Annotated in this window: 13 protein-coding genes; 8 read left to right on the top strand and 5 right to left on the bottom strand. The window is 70.6% G+C overall.

All coding sequences use genetic code 11. The features are described from left to right. Nucleotides 1–112: 112 nt before the first annotated feature. The 4 genes from ACFWVV_RS00875 to ACFWVV_RS00860 all read left to right on the top strand — a co-directional run bounded on the left by ACFWVV_RS00875 (nt 113) and on the right by ACFWVV_RS00860 (nt 5,196). Complete coding sequence (locus ACFWVV_RS00875) at nt 113–505, top strand: DUF6507 family protein (protein ID WP_384343787.1); 393 nt, start codon at nt 113–115, stop codon at nt 503–505. Next, nucleotides 502–3,129 (top strand): hypothetical protein, encoded by a 2,628-nt coding sequence (locus ACFWVV_RS00870; protein ID WP_384343791.1) that lies wholly within the window; start codon nt 502–504, stop codon nt 3,127–3,129. The genes ACFWVV_RS00875 and ACFWVV_RS00870 overlap by 4 nt, the downstream gene beginning before the upstream one ends. After that, a complete protein-coding gene (locus ACFWVV_RS00865; protein ID WP_384343793.1) occupies nt 3,126–4,139 on the top strand; it encodes a hypothetical protein in 1,014 nt (337 codons plus the stop codon). Before ACFWVV_RS00870 ends, ACFWVV_RS00865 begins: the two co-directional genes overlap by 4 nt. 217 nt (nt 4,140–4,356) lie before the next feature. Beyond that, the gene (locus ACFWVV_RS00860) at nt 4,357–5,196 is read left to right on the top strand and encodes an immunity 49 family protein (protein WP_384343796.1); all 840 of its coding nucleotides are present in this window, start codon (nt 4,357–4,359) and stop codon (nt 5,194–5,196) included. Nucleotides 5,197–5,330: 134 nt separating this feature from the next. Here ACFWVV_RS00860 and ACFWVV_RS00855 read toward each other — a convergent pair whose 3' ends face one another. Beyond that, nucleotides 5,331–6,101 carry a VOC family protein gene (locus ACFWVV_RS00855; RefSeq protein WP_384343799.1) on the bottom strand — a complete coding sequence of 257 codons (771 nt, stop codon included), beginning with the start codon at nt 6,099–6,101 and terminating at the stop codon, nt 5,331–5,333. 215 nt (nt 6,102–6,316) lie between these two features. On the opposite strand from ACFWVV_RS00855, the gene ACFWVV_RS00850 reads away from it, so the two are divergent. Beyond that, nucleotides 6,317–7,144 (top strand): sulfurtransferase, encoded by an 828-nt coding sequence (locus ACFWVV_RS00850; protein ID WP_384343802.1) that lies wholly within the window; start codon nt 6,317–6,319, stop codon nt 7,142–7,144. Nucleotides 7,145–7,266: 122 nt separating this feature from the next. On the opposite strand, the gene sepH is transcribed toward ACFWVV_RS00850, so the two are convergent. Further along, nucleotides 7,267–8,358 carry a septation protein SepH gene (gene sepH, locus ACFWVV_RS00845; protein ID WP_384343805.1) on the bottom strand — a complete coding sequence of 364 codons (1,092 nt, stop codon included), beginning with the start codon at nt 8,356–8,358 and terminating at the stop codon, nt 7,267–7,269. A 508-nt stretch (nt 8,359–8,866) separates the two neighbouring features. Here sepH and ACFWVV_RS00840 point away from each other — a divergent pair. Continuing rightward, nucleotides 8,867–9,799, top strand: coding sequence for a hypothetical protein (locus ACFWVV_RS00840; protein WP_384343808.1), 933 nt, complete (start codon nt 8,867–8,869; stop codon nt 9,797–9,799). Between the two features lie 137 nt (nt 9,800–9,936). On the opposite strand, the gene ACFWVV_RS00835 is transcribed toward ACFWVV_RS00840, so the two are convergent. Together ACFWVV_RS00835 and ACFWVV_RS00830 are read right to left on the bottom strand one after the other, a co-directional pair. Then, nucleotides 9,937–11,253: a D-arabinono-1,4-lactone oxidase gene (locus ACFWVV_RS00835; RefSeq protein ID WP_384343811.1), complete on the bottom strand. Its 1,317-nt coding sequence runs from the start codon at nt 11,251–11,253 to the stop codon at nt 9,937–9,939. Next, nucleotides 11,216–12,460, bottom strand: a complete 1,245-nt coding sequence (locus ACFWVV_RS00830; protein WP_384343814.1) for an MFS transporter — start codon at nt 12,458–12,460, stop codon at nt 11,216–11,218. Before ACFWVV_RS00830 ends, ACFWVV_RS00835 begins: the two co-directional genes overlap by 38 nt. Before the next feature lie 371 nt (nt 12,461–12,831). Between ACFWVV_RS00830 and ACFWVV_RS00825 the strand changes: the two genes are divergently transcribed. Together ACFWVV_RS00825 and ACFWVV_RS00820 are read left to right on the top strand one after the other, a co-directional pair. After that, nucleotides 12,832–14,037, top strand: coding sequence for a ferrochelatase (locus ACFWVV_RS00825; protein WP_384343817.1), 1,206 nt, complete (start codon nt 12,832–12,834; stop codon nt 14,035–14,037). Beyond that, complete coding sequence (locus tag ACFWVV_RS00820) at nt 14,034–14,861, top strand: inositol monophosphatase family protein (protein ID WP_384343820.1); 828 nt, start codon at nt 14,034–14,036, stop codon at nt 14,859–14,861. The genes ACFWVV_RS00825 and ACFWVV_RS00820 overlap by 4 nt, the downstream gene beginning before the upstream one ends. A 257-nt stretch (nt 14,862–15,118) precedes the next feature. Here ACFWVV_RS00820 and ACFWVV_RS00815 read toward each other — a convergent pair whose 3' ends face one another. After that, nucleotides 15,119–15,292: a hypothetical protein gene (locus ACFWVV_RS00815; protein WP_384343823.1), complete on the bottom strand. Its 174-nt coding sequence runs from the start codon at nt 15,290–15,292 to the stop codon at nt 15,119–15,121. Between the last annotated feature and the right edge of the window lie 142 nt (nt 15,293–15,434).

Raw genomic sequence — 15,434 nt, 5'->3', positions numbered from 1 at the left:
CGTCGGCTCCGGCTGTGCGCCGCCGGGGAACGTCCTGGCGCCAGAGCACGCAGAAACGTATCGGCAGATCGGGTGGCGGCGGGTTGCCGCCGCCACAGGGGGTTGTGGGGCAATGACGGCGTGGGACATCACGGCCTCGGGCGTGCAGAAGGTGCTGACGAGCACAGGCAAGGCCGCCGAGTCGATGGGTACGACCGCCGAGGCGATCGGCACCGCGGTGGAACAGGCGGGGAAGACCGCCGGCACGGTCAAGGAGGGCGGCGTCCCGGGTGAGAACACCCCGGGGCTGGTGGCTTCCGGCCTCAACGAGTTCATGAACAAGCGCCAGAGGGACTTCCTCTACCTGGCGCTGCGCGCACGGGACTCCATCACCGGAGCGGTCGAGGCCACCAACGCGTACAACAACGGGCAGTTGGCGATGGCCGCGACGAAGCAGCGCGAGGCGTTCGACGACCCGGACGTCCAGGCCGTACTGGACAAGGCCAGGAAGGACGCCGCCAAGTGAGCGACTCCACCCCCGTCCCCGCATCCGGTGTCCCGCAGTTCACCGGAGACCTGGCCACCCTGGAACAGCAGGTCACCGCTCTGCGCAAGGGCGGCACACAGCTGGCCACCCAGGGCAAGAGCACCCACACCGCCTTCCAGGGGCTGTCCGCCTACTACCAGGCCCCCGAAGCGGACCGGCTGTTCGCCACCACCGCGCCGATCTCCACCCTCGCCCACGACATCGGCGAGGATCTTGGCACCGTCGCCGACGCCCTCGACACCTATGCCACCGCGGTACGTCCGCTGGCCAAGCGCCTGGCGGAACTCAAGGCGGAGGCGCAGACCTTCGCCAGCGAGGCCGCGGCCGACGACACCTGGCGCGAGGACGGCGACAAGGTCGAGGAGAACAACGAGCGGCGCGACGAGATCTCCCGCACCCTCGAAGCGTTCTGGACCGCCGAGATCGAGTGCCACTCCAAGATCGTCAAACTGGTCGACGGCAAGACGTACTCCCTCAACGACGGCTCCAAGAGCGACCACCTGTACGGCTACCGGGCCGATGACCTCAAGGGAGCCAAGGGGCTGCCCTGGGGCGACCCGGTCGTCGAGTCCGTCCGCTGGTACCAGTCCTACGAATACGTCGCCGACTTCGCCACGGGTGTCGTCGTCGACGGCATCGGGGGCACCCTCAAGGGCTTGGGCACCCTGGTGGGCGTGGACGGCTGGGACAAGGCGGGCGAAGCCTGGACGGGCCTGGCCAAACTGGCCACCGGTATCGCCATGGTGGTGGTGCCGGCCGGAGCCGTGGCCCCCGCCCTGCTCGGCGGCGACAAGACCCGCCGCTGGATGATGGACTCGCAGACCGCCCTGAAGGAGACCGGCAAGGCCCTGGTCGCCTGGGACCAGTGGGGCTCGAACCCCGGCCGAGCGGCGGGCGCGGTCACGTTCAACGTCGTCACCACCGTCTTCACCGGAGGCGTCGGTGCGGGTGTCAGCGGTGCCGGCAAGGCGGGCGCGGTCGCCAAGGCGCTCTCCGTCGCCGGCAAGGCAGGCCGCGTCATCGACCCCACCACGTACGTCTTCAAGGCCGGTGCCTATACCGGCACCAAGATCCGTGACCTCTTCGTGGGCCTCAAGAACCTGAAGCAGGTCGACGTCAGCCTGCCGCCCGGCACCATCGAACTGCCCGAAGGCACCCTGCGCAACGCGGACGGCACGGTGACGATCCCCGCGGACGTCACACCCCCCAAGGGGGCCGTCGCACAGCCCAACGGCACCTACACCCTCACCGACGACGCGGTCCCGGCCGGCTCCCTCAGGAACCCCGACGGCTCCGACACCTACCTGACCCCCGAGGGCCACGTCGTCAACGGCAAGGGCGAGGTCCTCTCCGAGCTCAAGAACGCCCCCGACGACATCGTCAACAACCCGGCCACGCACGCGGAACGCCCTGGCGCTCCCTCTCGCGCCGAGACCCCCGGCACTCCCTCCCGCGCCGAGACCCCGGTACCCGAGCGGGTCCTCGTCTCGGTCGGCGCGGACACCGTGCGCGCCACGCCCGGCGGCACCGGCCAACTCGGCGACATGGCACGCCTGGGCGACAACGCACCCGACCACGCACCCCGCATGGGCAACGACACCCCGGGCGGTACGACTCCCGGGGGCTCCGCGGCTACGAACCCCGGTGATGCCGTATCCCGGGGCGACGCTCGCGACCTGCCTGGCAACGGCGCGGACAATCCGTCCCGTGGCGGCTCCGGCAGCTCCGGCGGACCCGAAGCCCCGGGCGGGCCGCGGGGCGACGGTCCTGGTGGGGGCAGCCACGGTGGCGGTGGCCTGGACGACTTGGGGCGTGCGGGCAGCGATGCGGAGCTACCTGGAAGCCAGGCAGACGGACCTCCCAGCGGCACCGATGGCACCGATCAGAGTGCTGGTGACCCAGGTGGTGCGAACGGTGCGTCATCGCAAGGCGACGGTCAGCCCATGCTTCGCGGAGGTAGCGAAGAGCAGGGCGTTCGCGATGGTGTTAAGTCGCTTCCCGGCAAACTCCGTCCAAAACCAGACGTCCTTGAAAGGGCTCTCGAGCGACTCGCTTCAGAACCGGATGGTGCGCAAGTTGCGGAGGTCATTGCCTCGGGACGCTTCAGTGAGAGCGACAAGTTCGGGGAGGTCGTGTCCGCTCTGGGGGCTCGGAAAGCGCAGATGTATCAGCCGAGTGCCGACCAGATCCTTTTCGCGGACGAGCTTGTCCGGAGTGGTGTGCCAGCTCGGTCCATCGACTTTGAGCAGAAGATCCCGGTTGGTGCGGATATGGACATCCGTATCAAGGCCGAGGACGGCTCCATTTACGCCTATCAGATGAAGCATCTGAACGATCCTGCGAATCCGGTTGGGGAGATCACGCGCAACAAGTACCTCCTGCAATTGGCGAGGGCGGAGGCTGACCACCACATCCTGCTGGTGGACGGTGGTCGAGGAACTCGAGCAGACTGGTTGTCCAGGGGGTCCTACGACGAGCTCATGGAGATTCACGGCGGCGCGCGTGGACCCAAGGGGCAAGGAATCACGTTCGTTATCCGCCTGGAGGATGGAACACTGGTGATCCCGCCAGGCAGCAAGACCGACCCCAAGGACATGTTGTGATTACCTCCTCAGACCCCATCGGCGACTGGACTTGGGAAATCACCTCGCACATCGAACGAGTCCGTCCGAGTCGTTCTGTGGAGCTCGCGGCCTCGGTGTGGGAGGTGCTGGCTGCGCATGAGCTGGCAATCCCGGCAGGTAAAGCATGCTTCTCCGTGCATGCTGTTGGTGAGATGCGGAATGCTCGAATCAATGAGACCGGACTGGTTTTCGAGGGGCGCCCGTCGGCGGCTGAGGACAGGCTGACGCAAGCTGTTGAGCGAGTGGAACCCATCGCAGACGAGTCCCTGGTGACTCTTCGCGTCGAATGCCCGGGCCTCTGGTCGGAGCCGATGGGGATCAAGCATCGGGTCGAGAAGCTGTTCGCGATTCAGGTCGATATTTGGAAGGGTCAGCTGATTGTGGTGACCCTGGAGACTTATTCCGACGCATGGCTCACGATGGACACGCGTGAGCATGTGCAGGCCGAGGTATACGCGGAGAATGCGCCGAGGCTTGCCGCTGTCCTGCAGGAAATTTCAGAACTGCTTGGTGTTGCGATCGAGCCCGGAGACCCCAACCGCCACGCGACACCGACAGAAACAGGGTTCGAAGACATTCTGGCCGAAGGGCCTGCCTACAGTGATTCGTGGGGGACTTTTGAAGTACCTGCGCGCTCTCGGCACCTCCTTGCCGGTCTTGACCGTACCGGCGAGGATTACGCGGATATCACTGAGTATCCGGTCCATTATTGCGCTGTCGTAAAAGAGCGAACGCTCGGATACGTATGGGCCTCGCTCGGCGACGATGCTGCAGGCTTTGAGCCCCGAACTGCGGCTGGCGAAGAGGCTTTCGAGGTGGGACGCGGATGGCTGCGATGGTTTCGGAGGGCCCATGAGCAAGGACTCAGCGGGCTCGATGCACTTGCCTGGCTGCGCACCCTTCCGGCGCGCCCGGAACTTGGCTCGCTCGGGACGCTCGAAGAGGCGGCGTCGCTTGACGCCTTGGAGGAGTTGTCCGGAAGGTATTAGTTCCCTGGAGCGATCTGGCGAACCTGAGTCACCTCGGGGAATTCTCCACGTGATGTAAGCCAATTCCTCATGTAAACCAATCCGATTTGGGTCGCCCGCCATGAGGGTCCCCATGCCTGCCGAAGTATATCCTGCAGAGGAACTGGCTCGGGGAATTCCCCACTGATAGGAAATCAATCTGATGCGCGTCCCCCGTCATGAGTATCCCCCAAGTCTCGTGCGAGACATCGACACGGCAGCGGGTGCTGAGGCACTCGCCAGCAATGTTGAGGGGCTGCTGGAGAATATCGAGCGGTCGGACATGGCCCGGCGGCAGGCGTTCGATACCACGCTGATTCTGGCGGAGACGCGCTGCAAGCTGGATCCGGACGCCGAGATGTTCGAGACCTGGGAGGCCTGGGTTACTGCGATGCAGTTGGGGTCGGCCCGGTTCGCCATGGCTATCGCGCCCGAGGGCAGCACGGTGACGTGCCGGATCAAGGAGAAGGAACGGCGCCTTCCCGCCTCCGGGCCTCAGCCTCACGTGAACGCCGGCTCATGGGTGACGGCGTTCTACCTGGCGTTGATCTGCCGGGAGAGTGAACGGCTGAACGAGCTGGCTCAGGTGCCCGTTTCCCTGTTGCGTGAGTCGGGTGCGACGTTCGACGAGTACATCTACTCGTGGGTGGAGACGCTCCAGCGTTTTTGGCTGGGCAGGGATGGCGTGAGCGAGCACCTGGTCGCTGCTGTGGACGGCACCGGTCCCGAGTCGGCCGAGCATGCGGATCAGATCCTGATGTCTTTGGTCCTGTATCCGCCGATCATTCTCTTCTACCGCCTCTTGCGCGGGGATCATACGCAGTTCAACGAGGCGTTGGTGCACGCGGTCAAGTGGCACAGGTCCTACTGGGGTGTGGGCGACGACGACATGGCGATCGACAGCAACGGTTTTGTGGCACTTGGCCCGTTGGCCATTGCCTGCCTGGCCCGGGACCACGGTTTCCCCATCGAGGTCGACTCCGAGTACCTCCCCAAGGCGTTGCTGAACTTCGCCTGGGCGGGCGAGATCGACACCTGAGTCCTGAGTCGGGCAAGCAGCGCAGTCGAACCGGCGTGCGGCGGGGACGTGCCTGCGTCCCTATCGCCTCGACAGCCGCTGTGGCTCGGTGACCTGAGGGGCCCCGGCGCGTCCCGCCCCCGGGCCCCCGGACGTCACATCCCCGCCACGATCGTGAAGACCGCTCCCTCCGGGTCCGCGACCACCGCCTGGCGGCCGTTGGTGCCCTCGCGCGGGGGCTGCACGATGTGGCCGCCGAGCTCGGTGACGAGGCGGGCGGACTCGTCGGTGTCCGCGACCGCGAAATACGTCATCCAGTGCGCACCCCGGTCGCGGGGGAGTGCGTTGCCCACGCCGTGCAGCGAGGCGACCGGGTTCCCGTCGAGCAGCAGGGTGGTGAAGTCGAAGTCGGCGGAGACCACCGCGTCCGTGTCGTAACCGAAGAGCGCCTGGTAGAACTTCATGATGCCCGGGGTCTCGTGCGTCACCAGCTCGTTCCAGACCGGAGTGCCCGGCGCACCCGCGGAGGACGTGCCCAGGTGGACGGCCGCCTGCCAGAGGCCGAAGACCGCGCCCGAGGGGTCCGAGGCGATCGCCAGCCGGCCCGCCTCGCCCGCGTCCAGCGGGCCCACGGCGACCGTCCCGCCGTGACTGACGACGGCCTGGGCGGTGGCCCCCGCGTCGTCGGTCGCCAGGTACGGGGTCCAGGCCGTGGACAGATGGCGGTCGGGCGGCAGCTGGCCGATGCCGGCGACCTCGCGTCCCGCCAGCAGGGCCCGAACGTACGGGCCCAGCTGCTCGGGTCCCGGCCGGAACTCCCAGCCGAACAGGGCACCGTAGAACTCCTGGGTGGTGGCCAGCTGATGCACCATCAGGCTCACCCAGCAGGGAGTGCCGGGCATGTGCCCGGAGGCAGCCTCGGTCATCGTCTCTTCTCCTCGGACCATTCGTGGTGGCCGTACGGGATCACGGGGCGTGCACGCCGTTGTGCGGAACGGATTCGTGCCCCGTGCAGATGCTTGCACCCCCCGGCGCGCGGCGCGCCCCGGCCGCGCCGCGCGTCCCGTTTCGACCTCGTTACGAGGCAGTCCGCCCGAGATACGGCTACGGGCGGACCGGGCACTGCGCGAGGATGGCACGCATGGAACCCATCATCTCCGCGGCAGATCTCGCGGGCGAGTCGGCCGGGGCCCGGCCGCCCGTTCTCCTCGACGTGCGCTGGCGGCTCGGCGGCCCGAACCTCAGGACCGAGTACGAGGCCGGTCATCTGCCGGGCGCCGTATACGTCGACCTGGACACGGAACTCGCAGGTCCGCCGGGTGACGGCGGTCGGCACCCGCTGCCCGACCCGGAGGTTTTCGGGGCCGTGATGCGCCGGGCCGGAGTCTCGGCGGGGACGCCGGTGGTCGTGTACGACGGAGGTCTCGGCTGGGCCGCGGCCCGCGCCTGGTGGCTGCTGCGGTGGGCCGGGCACCGGAACGTACGCGTGCTGGACGGTGGGCTAGCGGCCTGGGAAGGACCGCTGACGACCGAGATTCCCGTGCCCGCACAAGGCGATTTCCGGCCGATTCCGGGCGATCTGGAGCTGCTGAACGCGGATGAGGCGGCCGCTCTCGCGCGCAAGGGGCTGCTGCTGGATGCCCGTGCGGCCGAGCGCTACCGCGGCGATGTGGAGCCCATCGACCGGGTCGGCGGCCACATCCCCGGTGCGGTCTCCGCCCCGACCAGCGAGAACACGGCCGGGGACGGCCGCTTCAGGCCCGCCGCCGAGCTGGCCGCCCGCTTCACCGCCCTGGGAGCGAAGGATGCCTCCGCGGTCGGTGTGTACTGCGGCTCCGGGGTCTCGGGCGCCCACCAGGTGCTGGCCCTGGAGATCGCGGGCATCCCGGCCGCGCTGTACGCGGGGTCGTGGTCCCAGTGGTCCTCGGACGCGTCGCGCCCTGTGGCCACCGGGCCCGAGCCCGGATAGTCGGCCACGGGCCCGAGCCCGGACGACCGCGCAGGGGAGGGGCCCGTACGCCTGGCGTACGGGCCCCTCCCCTGACCGGTGGCTGCTGCTGCCCCTGCGGTGACGGCAGCTTGCAGAAACGCTTACTCCTGCTTCTTCCTGCGCGTACCGAAGACGATCTCGTCCCAGCTCGGCACGGCGGCCCGACGGCCCGGACGCACCCCGTCGGCCTCCGCCTGCCGGTCCGTCGTACCGACCAGCCGGTCCCGGTGCCCGGCCACGGCGCGCGGCATCAGCACGTCCGCGTACGCCGATCCCGCACCGGCGGCCGCGGGCGGCTCCTCGGCCACCGGGTTCTGCTCGTCCAGGTCGAGCGCCGGCGGGGGCTCGGGCGGGGCTGGCGGAGCGGGCCGCTCCGGCACCACCATCTCGCCGCGGAAGCTCGGTACCGCCTCCAGCAGGCTGGTCAGCGAATCGCGCTCACCGCTCCCGTCGTCCGCCTCCATCGCGGGCGGCGGAGCGGGGCGCTCCAGCTGTCGGTCCAGAGCCCGGTCGAGCGGCCGCTCCAGCGAACGGTCGAGGGCACGGTCCAGCGGCCGGTCGCGCGGCAGGCGCGCGATGCGGGGAACGAAGGGGAAACTCGGCTCGGGAGCCGCGGGGAGGTCGTCGCTCTCGCCGATCAGCGAGCGCGCCTCGTCGTCCACGGCCGCGACCAGGCGGCGCGGCGGGTCGTAGGTCCAGCTCGCCGAGTGCGGTTCGCCCGCGACCCGGTAGACGAGCAGCACCTCCCAGGTGCCGTCGTCGCGGCGCCAGGAGTCCCACAGCACGGTTTCCTTGTCGGCGCCGCGCAGCAGCAGCCGCTCCTGCACCGCCTCGCCGAGCTGGGGTCCGGCGTTCTCGCCGGGACGGCGGACCGGGGTCTTGCGGGCGCGCTCGGCCATGAAGGCGCGCTCGGCAAGCACGGGGCCCTCGAAGCGGCGCACCCGGTCGACCGGGATACCGGCCATCTGGGCGACCTCTTCGGCGGAGGCTCCCGCTCGTATCCGCGCCTGGATGTCGCGAGGGCGGAGGTGACTCTCCACCTCGATCTCGATCTGGCCGAGTCGGGCGCGGTCGTTGCGGACGGCGGCACGCAGTCGCTCGTCGATCGGAAGCGTGTACTCCGTGCTGTCCGCAGCCTTCAAAACCAGCCGTGTGCCGTCGTTGCTGACGGCCACGACACGCAGTTCGGGCATGGGGACCTCCCGGGTGGTGCCTGCCGACGTCACGTGCGTCGCTGCTTCCGCTAGTCGAGTGTGGCCTGCCCGGGTGCAGCCTGCCACTACCTTGCCGTGTTGCCCGGCGTGTCGGGCGTTGCGCCCTGGTTCGCCGTTATGGCACGGTGACCTGTTGTCGACGCAAAGTGACTGTTGGTCACCCTGCGTAGCAGGTACCCGTTCGATGCCGTGGCGCCGCCGGTGCGAGTGCCGATTCGGCCCCCTCCCGAAGGGTCCGGACGCCCATGGGGGGACCGGATCCAGGGCTCGCCACAGTACTCCATTTGGGCCACATGGGTGGACCGGCGCGCCACCGGACTTCTGCCCGGCTACCGGAGTTGCCGGGGTCCCGACGGGTCAACCTCATGAGCCCCCTCCTGCCCCGTCGGCAAGGTCATGACGCCGCCGAGTGTCCTGATTCACAGAAAGATCAGAATCGGAACTTTCCGCTCCTCCCAAATGTCTCTTCTGTAGCAAGGTGGAACAGATGGGCAAGCAGAGGCTGGAGATGGACAAGAAGCTGGATACCGGCGAAGAACCGACGAAGCGCCGCATCGATCTGAGCGTGGCTCAGGTGGCGGGCAGCGCCGTGGCCGCCGTGGTCGCCGCCGTGCTGGCGTCCCAGCTCGGGGTGTACGGCACGGTCATCGGCGCCGGCGTCGTGAGCGTGGTCGCCACCAGTGGTGGAACGATTTTCCAGCACGTCTTCAAGCGCACCGGCGAGCAGCTCCGCGAGGTCACGGTGCACGCCAAGCCGAAGGCGGGCCGGCCCTTCCTCGACAACGAGACGCGGGTGCTGCGGACCGTCGAGGTGCCGGCCGATCTTGGCGCCGGGCAGGCGCCGGGCGACGGCGAGTTCACCGAGGCCACCGTGCACGGCACGAAGGTGCGCGGCTGGAAGCGGTCCGCTCTCGCGGCCGCGGCGGTGTTCGCCGTGGCGATGGGCGGGATCACCACGTACGAACTGGTCTCACAGAAGGACCTGAGCGGCGGTGAGGGCACCAGCATCGGGAACTTCGTGCGCGGTGGCGGTGAGCGGAAGACCCCGCCCGCCGAGCAGCCGGCCACCAGTCCCGGCCCCGGTGCCTCCGGACACGGCACCCCCGGCACCGGCGGGAGCACCGGCCCCGGCGCCGGCGAGCAGAGCCCGGGGGCCGGCTCGGGGAACGGCGACAAGCAGACGCCCGCCCCCGGCGCCAGCAGCACGCCCGACCCGGGCAGCAGCGAGGACGGCGCGGTGGACGGCGCGAACGGCGGCGGCTCCCCGTCGTCCACGCCGCCCGCCAAGGAGACGCCCGCGGGCAACGGCGGCGCGGACGGCTCCGACGAAGGGTCCGCCGAAGGCAAGGACGACGGCCCGGGCGGCGCGGAACGCCAGCAGGCCCCGCCCCCGCAGCCCGGCGCCACCAGCGCCCCGTAACGCCTGTGCCCCGTAACGCCTGCGGGGCGTCACTCACCGGCCGGCCTCCCACCGCGCCGCCCCCTGGACCCTCGTACGGCCACCGGAGCCCCGCCACGCGGCGGGGCTCCGGTGCGTGGCGGGGCTCCGGCGCCCGGTCAGTCGCCCAGGACGCGCCGCAGGTAGTCGTTGCCGAACAGGCGGTCCGGATCGAGCCGGTCGCGCAGTGCCGTGAACTCGCCGAAGCGCGGGTAGGCGGCCGCCAGGTACTCGGCGTCACGGGTGTGCAGCTTGCCCCAGTGCGGACGCCCGCCGTGGGCGGTCATGATGCGCTCGACGGCGGTGAAGTACCCCTGGTACGGCGTGCCCTTGTACATGTGGACCGCGAGGTACGTGGTTTCGCGGCCGGACGCGGTGGAGAGCGGGATGTCGTCGGCGGGCGCGGTCCGCACCTCCACCGGGAAGCTGATCTTCAGCGGCGAGCGCTCGATCATCGCGCGCACCTCGCGCAGCGCGTCGACGGTGGCTTCGCGCGGCAGCGCGTACTCCATCTCCACGAAGCGCACCCGGCGCGGGCTCGTGTAGACCTTGTACGGAATGTCCGTGTAGGTGCGCGCGGACAGGGCGCGACTGGAGAGCTGGGCGATGGCGGGGACGGTCCGCGGAACGGCCCGGCCGATCGAATTGACCACCTGGAAGAGCCCGTTGGACATCAGCTCGTCCTCGACCCAGCCCGCGATCCGGCCGGGCGGGGCGGCCGGGCCCAGACTGCGGTTGTTGCGCTTGGTGTTGCAGTTGTCGGTGTGCGGGAACCAGTAGAACTCGAAGTGCTCGTTCTCGGCGACGAGCTCCTCGAAGTCCGACAGGACCGTGCCGAAGGACATCGGCTCCTCGCGCGCGGTGAGGAAGAAGATCGGCTCCACGGCGAAGGTGAGTGCCGTGATGATGCCGAGTGCCCCCAGGCCGATCCGGGCCGCCGCGAAGACCTCCGGGTTCTCCTTCTCCGAGCAGGTCAGGATCCGGCCGTCCGCGGTGATCAGCTCGAGTGCCACGATCTGGGCGGCCAGTGAGGCCGAGGTGCGGCCCGTGCCGTGGGTGCCGGTGCTGGTGGCCCCGGCCACCGTCTGCTCCATGATGTCGCCCATGTTCGTCAGCGACAGCCCCTCACGGGCCAGGGCGACGTTGAGGCGCTTGAGTGGAGTGCCCGCCTCCACGGTGACCGTGCCCGCCTCGCGGTCGATGTCGCGGATGCCGGTGAGGAGGTCGGGGCGGATGTGCGTGCCGTCGGTGGCGGCGATGGCGGTGAACGAGTGGCCGGTGCCGACGGGTTTGAGCCGCAGGCCCTCGGCGGCAGCCCTGCGTACCGTCTCGGCCAGTTCCTCGACGGAGGAGGGGGTGAGGGCCCGCGCGGGGCGGGCGGTGACGTTGCCGGCCCAGTTATGCCACGCGTGGCCCGTCTTCGTGGTGTCGCTCATCGGCGTCGTGCCCTCCCCGAGTCGGTGCCGGCCTGCCCAGCCGGCGGTACCCCAGGAACGCCACCGCGGCCGCGAGAGCCCCCGACAGAACGGGCACCACGTACGCCGCGTCCGCCCCCATCCCGTCGACCGCCCACCCTGCGGCGGACGAGCCGATCGAGATGCCGACGGCGAGCCCGGTGCTGGTCCAGGTCATGCCCTCGGTCAGTTGGGTACGGGGTACGTGCTGTTCGACGAGGGCCATCGTGGTCACCATCGTCGGTGCGACGGCCAGGCCCGAGACGAAGAGCGCCACGGCCAGAAACGGCAGGTTCCCGGCCAGTTGGAGGGGGATCATACTCACGGCCATCGCACAGACACCCAGCAGCCACCGTTTCGTCGGCGGCCCCTGGAGGTGCAGCAGCCCGAACACCGCGCCGGCCAGGCACGAACCGAGGGCGTAGGCCGCGAGCACCAGGCTGGCCATCGCCTTGTGGCCCTGCTCGTCGGCGAAGGCGACCGTCACCACGTCCACCGAGCCGAAGACGGCGCCGGTGGCGACGAAGGTGGCCACCAGCACCTGGAGGCCACCGGACCGCATCGCCGACCCTGTGCCCTGCTGCTGACGCGGGTGCGGTGCGGGTTCGGTGGCCTTCTGGGTGGTCAGCCAGAAGACACCGACGACCAGGAAGCAGCCCGCGATCAGCGGGCCCGCCTCGGGGAACCACGCCGTCGACAGACCGATGGAGACGATCGGGCCGAAGATGAAGCAGATCTCGTCGGCGATGGACTCCCACGAGTAGGCCGTGTGCAGCTCGCGCGGTGAGCCCCGGTAGAGCGCCGCCCAGCGCGCCCGCACCATGGACCCCACGCTGGGCACCGTGCCCGCGCCCGCCGCGAACACGAACAGCGTCCAGTCGGGGGCGCCCTGCTGTGCGCAGACCAGCAGGCCGGCGACGGCGACGGTGGAGATCAGGGTGGCCGGGCGCAGCACCCGGCTCTGCCCGTGCCGGTCGACCAGCCGGGAGATCTGCGGGCCGAAGACGGCCGCCGACATCGCGAGGGTCGCCGAAAGAGCACCCGCCAGCCCGTAACGGCCGGTGAGCTGCGAAATCATCGTGACGATGCCGATGCCCATCATCGACAGCGGCATCCGGCCGAGCAGGCCGGCCGCGGAGAACGCCTTGCTGCCGGGAGCGGCGAAGATGGCACGGTAGGGACTGGACAACTGAGCTTCCGCCGATCAGGCGCGCGGCCGTGGGCGGCGCCGGTCACACACGTACATGGTTCATACAGGTTACGTAGTCCGGCGGGGGAACGGGGGCACGGCCCGGGTCCGGTCCACGAGGGGGCACGGGCCCGGTCCGCGGAAGGGCACGGGCCCGGCCCGCGGTAGGGCCCGGGCCCGGCCCGCGGTAGGGCCCGGGCCCGGTCCGCGGTAGGGCCCGGGCCCGGCCCGCGGTAGGGCCCGGGCCCGGTCCGCGGTAGGGCCCAGGCCCGGTCCCGGCCCGCCTGCGCAAGGGTCCGCCCCGGCCTGCGACATGGCCCGTCCCGGGTGCCGGGCGGCGGATTGTCGGAGGGGGGTGGCAGGATCGATACATGCCTGATCAGCTCGATGCAGCCCCCGACCTCGCGTCCCGCGCGGTGTCCGGCCCCGACTCCGGTGCGACGCCCGACGCGGCTCCCTACGACGCCCTGCTGCTGCTGTCCTTCGGCGGCCCCGAGGGCCCCGACGACGTGGTCCCGTTCCTGCAGAACGTGACGCGCGGCCGGGGCATCCCCGAGGAACGGCTGAAGGAAGTGGGGCAGCACTACTTCCTGTTCGACGGGATCAGCCCGATCAACGGGCAGAACCGCGAGCTGCTCGACGCCCTCCGCGAGGACTTCGCCGGACACGGCCTGGCGGACCTCCCCGTCTACTGGGGCAACCGCAACTGGGCCCCGTACCTGACCGACACCCTGCGCGAGATCACCCGGGACGGACACCGCCGCGTCGCGGTCCTGGCGACCAGCGCGTACGCCTCGTACTCCGGCTGCCGGCAGTACCGGGAGAATCTCGCCGAGTCGATCGCCGCGCTCCGGACGGAAGGACTGCGTCCGCCGCGCGTCGACAAGCTGCGGCACTACTTCAACCATCCCGGTTTCGTCGCCCCGATGGTGGACGGTGTCCTCGCCTCCCTGGCGGAGCTGCCCGAGGCGGTGCGCGCGGGCGCACACCTCGCCTTCACCACGCACTCCATCCCGACCGCCGCGGCCGACACCTCGGGCCCCCGCGAGGCGCACGGCGACGGCGGGGCGTACGTAGCCCAGCACCTGGAGGTCGCCGGCCTGATTGCCGACGCCGTACGGGAGGCGACCGGCGTCGCGGACCGTCCCTGGGAGCTGGTCTACCAGTCGCGCTCCGGCGCGCCGCACATCCCGTGGCTGGAGCCGGACATCTGCGACCACCTGGAGGCGCTGCACGGAGCCGGTGCCCCCGCAGTCGTCATGGTCCCGATCGGCTTCGTCTCCGACCACATGGAGGTGCTGTACGACCTGGACACCGAGGCGACCGCGAAGGCGGCCGAACTCGGGCTGCCGGTGGCCAGGTCGGCGACGGTCGGTGCGGACCCGCGGTTCGCTGCCGCGGTACGGGACCTGGTCCTGGAGCGGGCTGCCACGGAGCGCGGCCGCACGGTTTCGCCGTGTGCGCTCGGCGGGCTCGGCCCGAGCCACGACCTGTGCCCGGTCGGCTGCTGCCCCTCGCGTGCGCCGAAGCCCGCGGCGGCGGGGGCCGACAGCCCGTTCGAGGAGGAGACGGCGTGAGCGGGACAGCGGGCGACGACCTCAAGTCCGAACTCCTGGCCGTCGCCCTGGAGGCCGCCCGGCGGGCCGGTGAGCTGCTGCGGGACGGCCGTCCCGACGACCTCGGGGTGGCCGCCACCAAGACGAGCTCGGTCGACGTCGTCACCGAGATGGACATCGCCGCCGAGAAGCTGATCACCGGCTTCCTCGCCGAGCACCGGCCGGACGACGGCGTCCTCGGCGAGGAGGGCGCCGCGAGAGAGGGCTCCAGCGGGGTGCGCTGGATCGTCGACCCGCTCGACGGCACCGTCAACTACCTGTACGGACTGCCTTCCTGGGCGGTCTCCATCGCCGCCGAGTACCGGGGCGAGACGCTGGCCGGTGTCGTCGAGGCGCCGTTGCGGCGGGAGACGTACCGGGCTGTGCTGGGACGCGGGGCGTTCTGCGTCGGGCCGTCCGGAGCCGCCCGCAGGCTAGCCGTACGGCCCGCGCCGCCGTTGGAGCGGGCGCTGATCGGAACCGGGTTCGGGTACCTGGCCGAGCGGCGGGCCAGGCAGGCGGCGATCGTGGGTCAGCTGATCCCCGGCTTCCGGGACATCAGGCGCGGCGGGTCGGCGGCGATCGACCTCTGCGACGTGGCGGGCGGCCGGCTGGACGGGTACTACGAGCGGGGCCTGAACCCCTGGGACTACGCGGCCGGTGACCTGATCGCCCGTGAGGCGGGGGCGCTGACCGGTGGCCGGCCGGGGGAGCGCCTCTCCACCGAGCTGACCGTCGCGGCCTCGCCGGGCGTCTTCGCCCCGCTCCAGCAGCTGCTGGAGGAGCGGGGAGCCTGGCACGACTAGGACATGCAGGGAGGGCAGCCAGGACGTGCACCGGGCGGGCCCTGCGCCCCTGCGCGGTGCCGGGCAGGGGATTCGGTCCCCTTGCGGGCGCGCGGCGGCCCACAGGCCCTCTCTCCGGCGCGCGTGCCCGCCCCGAGGCCCCCTTCACGAGCCCGGCGCGTGCCCGCGCTCCAAGGCCCCCTCACGGCCCCCGTACCCGCTCACGACGGAGGCCCGCCCCCAGGTCAGGGGCGGGCCTCCGGGCGGTTCCGGTGCCGTCAGGCGGCTGCCGCATCGATCCGCACGCCGTGCTCGGCGGCGATCCGGTGCAGATCGTTGAGCTCTTCCTGCTCGACGTCGACCAGGAAGTCGTCGCCTGCCTCACGGGCCCTGGACAGGTCCGACTGGGCGTCCTTTATGCGGTGCAGGAGACTGGTGGTGAACGCGTCCATGTGCGCCCCCTCGTCATGGGTCGGTGGCACGGGGGTGTGCCGAGGGTGTTTCGATCACGCGCACCTTCCCTCTGGGGGACAGAGCGGGCTGTGGCGTGCCACATACAGGGCGTGATCGCGGGTGTTCTGTCGTCCTCCCCAT

It is taken from the genome of Streptomyces sp. NPDC058663 (assembly GCF_042716745.1).
In the GTDB taxonomy this organism is placed as follows: domain Bacteria; phylum Actinomycetota; class Actinomycetes; order Streptomycetales; family Streptomycetaceae; genus Streptomyces.
This window is presented reverse-complemented; position numbering and strand designations above follow the sequence as displayed.